General features: G+C 42.3%; 9 protein-coding genes. 5 read left to right on the top strand and 4 right to left on the bottom strand.

Annotated features, from left to right (window positions below):
* A complete protein-coding gene (poxB, locus tag I6F43_RS02170; RefSeq protein WP_197100780.1) occupies positions 1 to 1,725 on the top strand; it encodes a ubiquinone-dependent pyruvate dehydrogenase in 1,725 nt (574 codons plus the stop codon).
* A gap of 244 nt (positions 1,726 to 1,969) precedes the next feature.
* Here poxB and I6F43_RS02165 read toward each other — a convergent pair whose 3' ends face one another.
* The 3 genes from I6F43_RS02165 to I6F43_RS02155 form a co-directional block, all read right to left on the bottom strand.
* Positions 1,970 to 3,196, bottom strand: a complete 1,227-nt coding sequence (locus I6F43_RS02165; RefSeq protein WP_076924234.1) for a threonine/serine ThrE exporter family protein — start codon at positions 3,194 to 3,196, stop codon at positions 1,970 to 1,972.
* 116 nt (positions 3,197 to 3,312) lie between these two features.
* On the bottom strand, positions 3,313 to 4,542 hold the full coding sequence (locus I6F43_RS02160; protein WP_197100778.1) for a glycosyltransferase: 1,230 nt from the start codon (positions 4,540 to 4,542) through the stop codon (positions 3,313 to 3,315).
* Positions 4,539 to 5,534, bottom strand: coding sequence for a LacI family DNA-binding transcriptional regulator (locus I6F43_RS02155; protein WP_197100776.1), 996 nt, complete (start codon positions 5,532 to 5,534; stop codon positions 4,539 to 4,541). The genes I6F43_RS02160 and I6F43_RS02155 overlap by 4 nt, the downstream gene beginning before the upstream one ends.
* Positions 5,535 to 5,699: 165 nt before the next feature.
* On the opposite strand from I6F43_RS02155, the gene I6F43_RS02150 reads away from it, so the two are divergent.
* The 4 genes from I6F43_RS02150 (at position 5,700) to I6F43_RS02135 (ending at position 9,686) form a co-directional block, all read left to right on the top strand.
* Positions 5,700 to 8,162 (top strand): S9 family peptidase, encoded by a 2,463-nt coding sequence (locus I6F43_RS02150; RefSeq protein ID WP_197100774.1) that lies wholly within the window; start codon positions 5,700 to 5,702, stop codon positions 8,160 to 8,162.
* 71 nt (positions 8,163 to 8,233) lie between these two features.
* On the top strand, positions 8,234 to 8,851 hold the full coding sequence (locus I6F43_RS02145) for a LysE family translocator (RefSeq protein WP_197100773.1): 618 nt from the start codon (positions 8,234 to 8,236) through the stop codon (positions 8,849 to 8,851).
* Positions 8,852 to 8,931: 80 nt separating this feature from the next.
* The gene (locus I6F43_RS02140; protein WP_231613992.1) at positions 8,932 to 9,204 is read left to right on the top strand and encodes a DUF2798 domain-containing protein; all 273 of its coding nucleotides are present in this window, start codon (positions 8,932 to 8,934) and stop codon (positions 9,202 to 9,204) included.
* Positions 9,205 to 9,497: 293 nt separating this feature from the next.
* Positions 9,498 to 9,686, top strand: a complete 189-nt coding sequence (locus I6F43_RS02135; RefSeq protein WP_231613991.1) for a DUF2798 domain-containing protein — start codon at positions 9,498 to 9,500, stop codon at positions 9,684 to 9,686.
* A gap of 51 nt (positions 9,687 to 9,737) precedes the next feature.
* Here the strand turns inward: I6F43_RS02135 and uvrA are convergent, their stop codons facing one another.
* A complete protein-coding gene (gene uvrA / locus I6F43_RS02130; RefSeq protein WP_197100772.1) occupies positions 9,738 to 12,296 on the bottom strand; it encodes an excinuclease ABC subunit UvrA in 2,559 nt (852 codons plus the stop codon).
* Positions 12,297 to 12,345: the final 49 nt, after the last annotated feature.

Below are 12,345 nucleotides of genomic sequence, written 5' to 3'. Positions count from 1 at the left end.
ATGAGTCAAAATATCGCAAGTTTTATTACTAAAACCCTTGAACAAGCGGGCGTAAAGCGCATTTGGGGAGTAACTGGCGATTCACTTAACGGCATTAGTGAAAGCCTGCGAAAAATGGGAACAATTGAATGGCTAGGCACACGTCATGAAGAAGTTGCCGCATTTGCAGCTGGTGGCGAAGCACATTTATCAGGCGAGCTTGCGGTGTGTGCGGGCTCTTGCGGCCCAGGTAATCTTCATTTAATTAACGGTCTATTTGATTGTCAGCGCAATAATGTACCGGTATTAGCTATTGCCGCACATATTCCTTCATCTGAAATTGGCAGTAGCTATTTTCAAGAAACCCATCCGCAAGAATTATTTAAAGAATGCAGTGTGTATTGTGAAATGGTGTCGAGCCCCGAGCAAATGCCGTACCTGCTAGAAACCGCAATGCGACAAGCAATACTAAACAAAGGCGTGAGTGTACTTGTGCTACCTGGCGACATTGCATTAAAAGATATGCCTAAAGCTATCAAGCCAAAATGGAACGTGCCAAAACCAGCAACGTATACCCCCGCTTTATCTGATATTGAAGCAATGGCGACTCATCTTAATAAAAGTAAAAAAGTAACCTTATTGTGTGGTGCTGGTTGTAAGGATGCCCACGACGAAATTGTTGCGCTAGCCGAAAAATTACAAACACCGATAGTACACGCTATGCGCGGTAAAGAATTTATTGAGTACGATAACCCTTACGATGTTGGTATGACTGGGTTTATTGGCTTTGCGTCGGGCTATCATGCAATGCAAGAAGCCGATACGTTACTTATGATTGGTACTAGTTTTCCTTATCGTGCTTTTTATCCTGAAAATACCACCATATTGCAAATTGATAATCAGGCTGCGTCACTCGGGCGACACGTGCAAATTGACTGTGGCGTGTTAGGGGATACTAAAAATTCAGTGACCACATTGCTTGATTATATTAAAGGTGAGCGGACAAGTTCGCACTTACAAAAATGTGTTAAAAACTACAAAGAGTCTCGACAAGATCTTGATGAACTAGCCAGTGGCAAAACCTCGCAAAATTTAATTCACCCGCAATACCTAACGCGTTTACTAAACGAGCAAGCGGCTGACGATGCTGTTTTTACTTGTGATGTAGGTACGCCAACAGTGTGGGCTGCGCGTTATTTGTCAATGAATGGAAAGCGCCGCTTAATTGGATCGTTTAATCATGGTTCTATGGCGAATGCCATGTCGCAGGCAATGGGGGTTCAATCTGTAGATAGAGACCGCCAAGTCATTGCAATGTGTGGTGATGGTGGCTTTTCGATGTTAATGGGCGATTTAATCTCACTTAAGCAGCTTAATTTACCAATAAAGATTGTTGTTTATAATAATCGCTCACTTAGTTTTGTGGCTATGGAAATGAAAGCCAGTGGGTTTTTATCAAGCGATACCGATTTAGAAAACCCAAGTTTTGCTAAAATTGCAGAGGCCTGTGGCTTAAAAGGGATTCATGTGGACGACCCTGAAAAATTACCATCGGCAATGAACGAGATGATGAATCACTCAGGACCTGTTGTTTTAGAAGTCGATACAGCAAAACAAGAGCTTTCAATGCCGCCGCAAATCAAATTAGAGCAAGCAAAAGGCTTTAGTGTTTACATGATGAAAGCGCTGATAAATGGCAAAGGTAACGAGATTGTAGAGCTTGCCAAAACTAACTGGTCACGCTAGTTAAGTTACTTCCCTATTGAGTATTTTTGCTCAATAGGGAAGTGTAAATTAGAAGTAGGATATGATTAAAATGGAAGGTTTTTTAGTATAGTGTTGGAATCACTACGATGCTTTTGAGCTCACTCAAGTGCGATGTAAAGAGCTAAAACACTTAGCATTGGCATCAATTGCTACTTGGTAGTTGTTTTAGTTTAACGTTTCACTCGCTTTACTCAATCAAAGTAAAGCGAGCGCTCAGTATCACTTACAAACTCTTTTTAGGCGGTAGGGCGACGTTTGCAAATATTAGTCCTGCAACAAGCGACATAAATATTAAAAACGTTTGTTGGCCTATGTGTTCTGCGTATATAAAGTCTTGGCCTTCAATTAGTGAGTTTAAGCCAATATAGGTTTTGCTACCTGGTACTAATACAATTAAGCCTTGCATGGCCACAATAGAAGCTGGCGCATTAGCAACGCGGTTAAACAAGTTACTAAATATACCCACCGATAAAGCACCCACAAACGTACCTAACGTGTAATCAAGATACATAGCTGAGCCAATACTAGTGCCATACGCTATAAAGCCTGATGCGATAGACCAAACCGCATGCTTAAGTTTGGTTCTAAAAATCACGATTAAGCTGCTACAAAGTAAAAATATAGCCAGCCATGCGGTCCATTTTGGTAATGGCTCAGGTTGTACAAAGTCGGCTTGCCCAAAGAGTGCAAAGCCAATACCTATACCAATGAAACCACCAAAATACAGTTTAAACAACAGCATAAACGAGTCCATTACCCTTGCTGTGCCCGACACTAAATGCCGTGCTGCAAGCTCTGCTAAGCCAAGCGCAAGTGCTAAACCGGGTATAAATACAATAATGGCCGAAAGTACTACCAAGCGTATATTTATTTCAGGCGTTATATACACGCTTACTGCACATGCAAGTACTGCTGATATTATGGCAACTAATGGCTCAAGCATGTGAGCTACGCGTTTTGAGCGACCAGACCAAAGCACAAACACATAAACGACTAAAGTAAGCAGCGATGACCAAATAACATCAGTCCAGCTAGTACCCATTAGCATAGCAAACGCACCGCCAGAAGTTGCAAAAGCAACGCCCGTTGTTAATTTATTATATGGGTTTGGCATCACAAAAATTGCGTCTAGCTGCGCATCAACTTCTTGTAAACTTAGCTTGTCGTCAAGCATTTGGTTTACAAGGTCGTCGGTGTCGGCAAGTGAGCCTAAATCGTGATCGCCAGGGTCTACACGTGCAACGTGAGTGTACTCATCTTCGTGGCCATCGGTCCAAATAACAAACGTTACAGAGGTTGGCGACATAACAAATGACGATTTAAGTCCTAAGTAAGTAGCCACTTCCATTAGGTGGGCTTCTAGGCGGTAGGCTGGGGTGCCATACTTGTGAAGCATTTTACCCAATTTAACGATAAATTTGCGTTTTTCTGTAAAGGTTGCAGTTTTCAAATCTTTTTGGACCAAATATTGCGATAACTAAGCTAAAAATATAGACAATACAGCTAAAACTGCCCACGTTTGATGGGCGCGATTTTAAACACTAATTGGTGTGTGTCTAGTCATTTTTAATCTAATTTTTTATTTTTTTCAGCTATCCATTGCGACATGTATTGAGTGCTGCGCATTGTATGATGTTTGAGCATTTGGCCTGTGAAGTTTTTTTCGCGATGAGCGCTTAAATCGCAACTTATTGAATCAATTTTTTTAATTAACGCTGCGCTTAATTGGGCTTTATCGTACAGCGTATTAAGGAGTGTATTACCATCTTGCTGCGCTTGTTCAAAGTCACTTTGATTGTTGTGCATTTCAATGGCAGCGTTGGCAAAGTCATCGGCTGTGTTGGCTATTTTACCAGGCCATGGTAAATCGTTATGCATGCCCTCTGCGCCAATGTTAGTGGTAACGCTGGGTGTTTGCATTATCATGGCTTCAAGCAATTTACCTTTAATACCTGCACCAAAGCGCAGTGGCGCTAAACATACACGCGCACTTTGCATTACATCAAACGCATTATCGGCCCAGCCTTTTATTAAAAAACCGGTTTTGGGGTTATTAAGTGCCGTGGCTTTTGGTGGTGGGTAAGAGCCATAAATATGTAGTTCTGCTTTTGGGAGTTGCTTGCGAATAAGTGGCCATATTTTTTGTAAATAAAGTACAGCATCCCAGTTTGGCGCGTGTCTAAAGTTACCTATTGTCATAAAGTGCTGGCGCTGCTCAAACGTTTTTGTACTTATAGGCCGTGAGCTTAAATCAACCATAAACGGTAAATGGTGTAATAAGCTTGGCTCTATTTTAAATACGCTGTTTAGCAGGCTCATTTCATAACTTGAAATAATTAAGCTCAGGTCGCAGCGTAAAATAGCGGCAATTTCGCGTTTTGCTATGTCTGAATGTAAATCGCTGGTTGTAAACTCGCGCTCACCTTTAAACGCTTCGTGGCGAGCATTACGTAGGCACTGTAAATCTTCGGTATCGAGAATTTTAATTGCGTGTGGGCAATGCTTATCGACGCGCCAGCCAAATTGTTCTTCCATCATAAAACGGTCAAACATGACTATATCTGGATTATAGGCTTTAACGTATTCGTCAAAGCTGTCGCAGTTTAATGCAATGCTTTGGCTGGTTATGCCGAAGTCGTCAAGGTTTACCATGTGATCGGTGCGCTGCGCGGGCGTTGCAAATTCAACGTCCCAGTTTTGCGCTCTAAATGCATTTAATAACGACATCATGTGCGTTCCCGCAGCAGACGAATTTGGCTCTGGCCATACGTAGCCAATTACCAGCACTTTTTTCATTGGCTAGAATCTCTAATTTGTAAGTTTACATTTACCAGTGTTTTTACTGGCGGGGCTGTATTTTGTAGTAGCTCTTGCAGTATTAAAAGGCACCGCTTGGCTATATCGGTTGTACTTATAGCCACGGTGGTTAAGTGATTATTTATAACCGCGCTATTAGGAATATGGTGGCAACTCACTACTTTAATAGAGTGATGTGTTAATGAGTTAATAGCGGCAATAACACCTTGAGCAATAATATCGTTTGCACACACCACTGCGTTTAATGTTGGGTTATGTTTATATGCTTCTATAAATGCATTTTTAGCGCTAAGGGCTGTGTTTACTGCGCAGTGAATGGGGGCTAATGGATTAATGCTGTGCTGCGCGCAAGCGGTATTAAAGCCACTTTGTAGTGCTTGTGAATCATTTAAAGTAAGTTCACTGCCTATAAATGCAATGTTTGTCACGCCTTGTGCGAGCAAATGCATACTGGCTACGTGGCTGGCTTTTTTATAGTCGGGTAATACACAAGGAGCTGCGCTAAAAGGCACTTCACTCATTACGGTAATTACTTTGTGTTGCGCGCTGAGCGTATCAAGCCATTTGGAGCAAGTATTAGCAACGGGGCAAATAATAAATGCAGCAGCGTTGTATTCTTTTAAGTTTTTAACTGCGTTTGCTTGTAGTTCAAGACTATTATTACTGCTTACAATCATGGCTTGTAGGCCGTTGTCGTTTAACAAAAGTTGTAGGCTGGTAGCAAGGTGTGCCATAGCTGGGTTAGTTAAATCGTTTATTACTATGGCCACTAAATTTGAGCGCTTTGAGCGCATAGCAGCGGCATCACGATTATAAACGTAACCTAGCTCATCAATCGCTTTGAGTATTTTTTGTTTACTTTTATTGCCCACTTTATCGCTTTGGGTAAGTACCAAGGATACGGTTGATTTTGATACACCAGCACGCTCTGCAACATCAAAAATAGTGACTGATTTGGCTTTGTTATGCATTGTATTTTAAGTACCGCAGTGGTGAATAAATAGCGCTGTAGTTTAGCTTAATCAGCACTATTAAGTCATCTTTTAGAGGTGTTTAACTTACCTTAATACTTTATGAACAAAGCAAAACGTGTTTATATACGCTTATAAGAGTAAAAATAACAAAAGGATAAAAACATGAGCGCTTTTAGGCTGTTAGTTGCCTTTATTTGTTGTGCGGCATTGGTGCCAACAAGTTACGCCGAGCAGGGCTATCAAACCCCTTCACCCGAACTTGCAGCATTGGTTGACGCTAAGTTAGCACCCACTAGTTACTTATCGAGCGATGGCCAGTGGCTAGCGCTTTTTGAACGCAAACGTGTAGTAACCCTTGATGAACTTGCAAAAGAAGAGCTTAAGCTTGCTGGTATTAAGCTAAACCCCGCTAATTTTTCGCGCTCTCGTGTGAGTGCCAAATTTAGTGCCGTGGAGCTAAAGCATGTTCAAAGCGGGTCAGTTATCAGTATTAATAACTTACCTAATGGCATTATTCGCTCACCTAAATGGTCATCTAATAGTAAATATTTAGCCTTTGTTGTTGAGCAACCAACCCAAGCCAACTTATGGCTTTACAGCGTTGAAACTAAACAAGCAAAAGAGCTTTCAAGCGCTGCGTTAAATTCGGTACTAACTGCCTCACCATATAAATGGCTGCCAGATAGCAGCGCCATTGTTGCAAATCTTGCTGTTAATTTTGGTAAACCAAGGCTTGAAAATAACAGCCAAAATGTAGTGCCTGTTATTCAACAAAGTACTGGTGAAAAAGCGCCAGCACGTACTTATCAAAATTTATTAACAAGCCCGTTTGATGAAGCACAATTTAAGTTTTACGGCCAAGGGCAGCTGGCTTACGTAACGCTTGATGGCAATACTCAAGCAATAGGTAGCCCTTCTTTATTTAAATCGTTTTCAGTATCACCTGATTCTACCAATATTTTAGTTGCCGGTATTAATGAGCCGTTTTCGTATCAAGTGCCTTACAGCCGCTTTGCAAGCACGTGGCAAATATGGGGCATGCGCGGCTATGCATTAGCAGAGCTGGCAAAACAGCCACTTGCCGATAACATTCCACAAGGTTACGACAGTGTACGCACTGGCCGCCGTAATTTTGAATGGCGAGCCGATCAAGGTGCTGAAGTCATTTGGGCCGAGGCGCAAGATGGCGGCGACATGAAAACCGACGTTGAGCATCATGATTATGTTTACAGCTTACGTGCACCATTTAAACGCGAGCCTAAATTATTTGCCAAAGTAGAACGCCGTTATTCTGGTATTGAATGGGGTAACGAAAACGTAGCAATGCTGACAGACTGGCGCTTTAGCGATCGCCAAGTACGGACCTTTGTTGTACAACCTCGAAATGCTGACAGAAACCGCGTTTTATTTTCAGAGCGTAGTTACAACGACGCGTATAAAGACCCTGGTAATGCAATTTACGAGCGCAACGATTTAGGCGCAAACGTAATTAAAATTGTAGGCGGGCGTTATATTTACCTGCGCGGTAATGGAGCTTCAGAGCAAGGTAATATCCCGTTTTTAGACCAATACGATGTTAAAACAAATAGCAGCAAGCGTTTATGGCAATCAGAAGCGCCATACTACGAGCGTGTACGCGCTCTGCTTGACGACGAAGGTGAGCGATTTATTACTATTCGCGAATCTAAAACTGAGCAACCTAACTTTTTTATACGTGATTTAGATAACGACACGCTAACGCAATTAACGACATTTGAGCACCCGTACCCTGCATTTAAAGGCGTAACTAAAGAGCAATTACGTTATAAACGCGACGACGGTGTTGAGCTTTCGGGTACGCTTTATTTACCACCAGGGTACGATAAAACACAAGGGCCGTTACCGGTACTTATGTGGGCTTATCCACTCGAATACAAAGATAAAGCCGTAGCATCACAAGTTCGTGAGTCGCCGTATGCATTTACTTACATTGGTTATTGGGGCCCAATGCCTTACCTTGCCAAAGGGATTGCCGTGTTTGACGACCCTAAAATGCCAATAGTGGGTATTGATGGCAGCGAGCCAAACGATAACTTTAGAAAGCAGTTAGTATCAAGTGCGCAAGCAGCTGTTGATGTATTAGTTAAAAAAGGCATTGCCGATAAAAACAAAATTGCCATAGCAGGGCACTCGTATGGTGCATTTATGGTTGCTAACTTATTGGCTCATAGCGATTTATTTAAAACAGGTATTGCCCGCAGTGGCGCGTATAACCGCACATTAACGCCGTTTGGTTTTCAAGGAGAAGAGCGTGATTTTTGGCAAGCACAAAGTGTGTACGCTAATATGTCGCCGTTTTTTCACGCTGAAAAAATCAATGAGCCAATGCTAATGATCCACGGTCAAGAAGATCCTAATTCAGGCACTTTCCCAATGCAAAGTGAGCGCATGTACGCAGCCCTAAAAGGTTTAGGTAAAGATGCCCGCTTAGTAATGCTCCCTTATGAAGCACATGGTTACCGTGCGCGTAAAAGCTTATTACATGTGTTGTGGGAACAAGAACAGTGGTTAGATAAGTATTTGTTAAATGATACAGCAGAGTCAGTAGAGGTTATTACTGAACCCTTGGTAAGTGCTGGGCAATAGTAATAAACATGAGTAAGCAACAGCGCGGCTACTTATAGCCGCGTTTTTGCTTTTAATATGAGAGTAAATTAATGATTGATGTAGCAGCACTTGCGGTTTTTATTCCTACCTTCTTTTTTGTGTCGATAACGCCAGGTATGTGTATGACCCTTGCCATGACACTCGGTATGAGTATTGGCGTGCGCCGCACATTATGGATGATGATAGGTGAGCTGTTAGGCGTCGCAAGTGTTGCCATAGCTGCGGTATTAGGCGTTGCAAGCGTAATGCTAAATTACCCAGATGCGTTCGCTATTTTAAAATGGGTTGGCGGTGCGTACTTAATTTATATTGGCGTTAACATGTGGCGAGCCAAAGGCAAAATGTCGGTTGATACCTCAAAACCAAATGACGTAAGTCGGAAGTCGTTATTTACCCAAGGTTTTGTAACCGCAATTGCTAACCCTAAAGGGTGGGCGTTTATGATCTCACTATTACCGCCCTTTATAAGTGTTGAGCATGCAGTAGCCCCTCAGCTTTTAGTATTGCTTGGCGTTATAATGACCACCGAGTTTTTAAGCATGTTGGCTTATGCAACAGGCGGTAAAAGCTTACGTTTATTTTTAGCCCGTGGCGATAATATAAAATGGATGAACCGTATTGCTGGCAGCTTAATGGGGTTAGTTGGAATTTGGCTTATTATTGGTTAGCTCAAAAAGTAGTTGATATTGTCAATTAATTTGCTATAGTTGATTTTATCATCTATTTAACGCTTAAGGCATGCCCAAAAATGAGTACACCCGTATCAGTAAATCCAGTAATTGTTGAGCCTAAAAAAACACCTGTAATTTATAAAATACTGGTTATGGTAAGTATTATCACTCTAATCGGCGGTACTCTAACTGGCATTATGACTTATGTGAATGTGGGTGTTACAGAGCATTTTTATGCCGACTGGTTTACCTCGTTTATAAGTGCAGTACTTGTAATGGCGCCTATTGGTTTTTTAATGATGACCTTAATGCACAAGCTAGTTGCTAAGTTATTACCTAGGGCGTGTTGATCTTTGGTGGTTGAATTTGCAGCAGTATGTTTGGTTTTTAGGCAAGGCAGAGCCTATGTAGTGTGGTTATTCCCCATAAATAGGCGATAACGCAGCATAAATACCAAACATGCGCTGCCTATTGGGTTCTTTCTAGGGACGATTAACTCTTTGTTGCTCGGTTTTGACTTAGCCCACTAGGTTACAAACCTCGCGCCGTGATTTAATCGCCCCTAGATTGAACAAATTTCAATCTACAAAGATAAACACGCCCTAGTAGCGAGCTAAAACGTAACTTAGTTATTAGTGTTTTTATGGCGCTGATCATGGAGTCGGTGATGGCGTTTGTTACCGCTACTAATAATATTGGCTATGCAGATATGCGTGTATTTGTAACTGGATGGGCTGAAGGGTTATTAGCCGCATTACCAATAGTTTTAACTATAATGCTGATAATGTCGGTTACGGTAAAACCTAAAATAGAACGCTTTTTAAAAAGCTAATAAAAAAAAGAGCCATTGGCTCTTTTTTGTTATTTAGTGTTTACCTGCTCTTTAAATTGCGCCATTCAAAAAAGGTGCTGTTCGGCTTATTTTAGATTGAGCTACATCTGTAGGTTTCCCTTGCCCTACAATTAAGCCGCCTTCTTCACCAGCACCAGGGCCTACATCAATTACCCAGTCACTATTGCGGGCTACTTGCATATCGTGTTCAACCATAATGACGGTATTGCCAGCATCTACTAATTTATTTAACTGCGACATCAGCATTGATACATCCGATGGGTGCAGGCCTGTCGTTGGCTCATCAAGAACATAAAGTGTGTTACCGCGCTGCGCACGTTGAAGCTCGGTTGCTAATTTAATACGCTGCGCTTCACCGCCAGAAAGCTCAGTGGCAGGTTGTCCTAAACGCAAATACCCAAGACCTACTTGCATAAGTGCATCTAGTGCTCGTAGTATTGCAGGTTCGTTTTCAAAAAAGGTATGCGCCGATTCAACCGTTAAATTGAGGATATCGCTTATGTTTTTATCACGATATGTAACCTCTAGTGTTTGCTCGTTATAACGCTTGCCATGACACACTTGGCAAGGTGAATAAACGCTTGGTAAAAACAGTAGCTCTATACTTACAAAGCCAACGCCTTCACAGTTTTTACAGCGACCCTTAGCAACATTAAACGAAAAGCGACCAGCATCATAACGGCGCTCTTTTGCTTTTTGGGTTGAAGCAAATAGTTTACGCACGTGATCAAACAAACCCGTGTAGGTAGCTAAATTTGAACGAGGGGTACGGCCAATCGCTTTTTGATTGACGGTAATCAGGCGGCTTATATTATTTATACCTTCAATAATTTGTCCGCTGGTGTGTGTTTGCAGCTCTTGTTCGAGTAGGTCGGCTTCGTCGGTTGGCGCTTGTGTTACTACTTTTTGCCCGAGCGCTTCGTAAACAAGATCTACTAACGCTTGGCTTACTAAGCTTGATTTACCAGAGCCCGAAACCCCAGTAACGGTTGTCATAACACCCAGTGGAAATTCTGCATTGAGTTTTTTAAGGTTGTTACGCTCAATATCAGCCAATTTTAACCACGCACTAGGCTGCCTTTGATCCTTTTTTTGTGCGCTGTTTCGAGTAGACTCTTGACTGGCGTTTTTAGCAAAAAGGTGACGACCGGTGTGCGAATTTTTTATTTTTTTTAACCCTTCAACAGGGCCGCTGTAAATAATGTCGCCACCATGCACACCTGCATCAGGGCCTACATCAACAATCCAATCAGCATGTTTAACAACGTTAACATCGTGCTCAACAACAAATACAGAATTGCCAGCCGCTATTAGCTCATCAAGCGCTTTTAAAAGTGCATGTGTGTCTGCAGGGTGTAAACCCGCTGAAGGTTCATCTAACACGTAAACTACCCCAAATAATTTAGAGCGAATTTGTGTGGCAAGTCGCAACCGTTGTAGCTCTCCGGGTGAGAGCGTTGGCGTTGTGCGCTCAAGCGACAAGTATCCTAAACCAAGCATGGTTAGTGCTTCAATACGGGTGAGAATATCGCTGGCAATGCGCTGCGTAACCATGGCTTGTTCTGGTTTCTTTGTATTTTTATTTACTTTGGTATTAGCGGCGTTACTTAGCTTTTTAGCAAGCTCGTTTAATGTAAGTTGAGATAGCTCGCCAATATCGAGCCCTGCAAATTTAACACTTAACGATGCTTGTTTTAATTTTTTACCTTGGCAAGTAGGGCACTGCGATATTTGCATAAACTGCGATACGCGCTTTTTTGTACGCGGGCTTTGGGTAGTAGTAAAAGACTGTAAAACAAAGCGTTTAGCGCTTGAAAAAGTTCCCATGTAGCTTGGATCTTCGCTATTTTTTATCGCATTTTGTGTTTGCTCATAGGTGTAATCTGGATATACAGGCACAGTAGGTGTTTCGTCGGTAAATAAAATCCAATCGCGTGCTTTTTTAGAAAGTTTGTTCCAAGGCGTGTCTATGTCATAACCAAGGGAAGTAAGAATTCGGCTTAAATTTTTACCTTGCCATGCTGGTGGCCATGCGGCTATGGCGCGCTGGCGAATAGTTTTTGTATCATCTGGCACAAGTAGCTTTTCGGTTACTTCAAACACTCGGCCTATTCCTGAGCATTCTGGGCACGCACCTTGTGGTGTATTTGGCGAAAACGCATCGGCATACAAAATACTCTGCCCAGCTGGGTAATCGCCAGCACGAGAGTAAAGCATGCGTAGCGCGTTAGAAATAGTTGTTATGCTACCAACTGATGAGCGAACCGACGGTGCCCCGCGTTGCTGCTGCAAAGCAACGGCAGGCGGTAGCCCTTCAATAGAGTCAACATCGGGCTCATCAACTTGATCAATTAACCTACGGGCGTATGGCGATACCGAATCAAGGTAACGGTGCTGCGACTCAGCAAACAGCGTTCCAAACGCAAGCGACGATTTTCCAGAGCCCGATATTCCTGTAAAAACAACCAATGCGTTACGAGGTAAATCAACGTCTACATTTTTTAAGTTGTGAACGCGTGCCCCTCTTACTTGAATGCTATTACTGGGATCAGATAAATCCATTGTTGAGTTTTTATGTGTGCTTGCCATACGTTTATACTCCTGTTTAATCGCGCTTTTTACTTTAGGTTAGCTTTGA

It is taken from the genome of Pseudoalteromonas sp. NZS71_1, from assembly GCF_015864305.1.
GTDB classification, from domain to species: Bacteria; Pseudomonadota; Gammaproteobacteria; order Enterobacterales; family Alteromonadaceae; genus Pseudoalteromonas; species Pseudoalteromonas arctica.
This window is presented reverse-complemented; position numbering and strand designations above follow the sequence as displayed.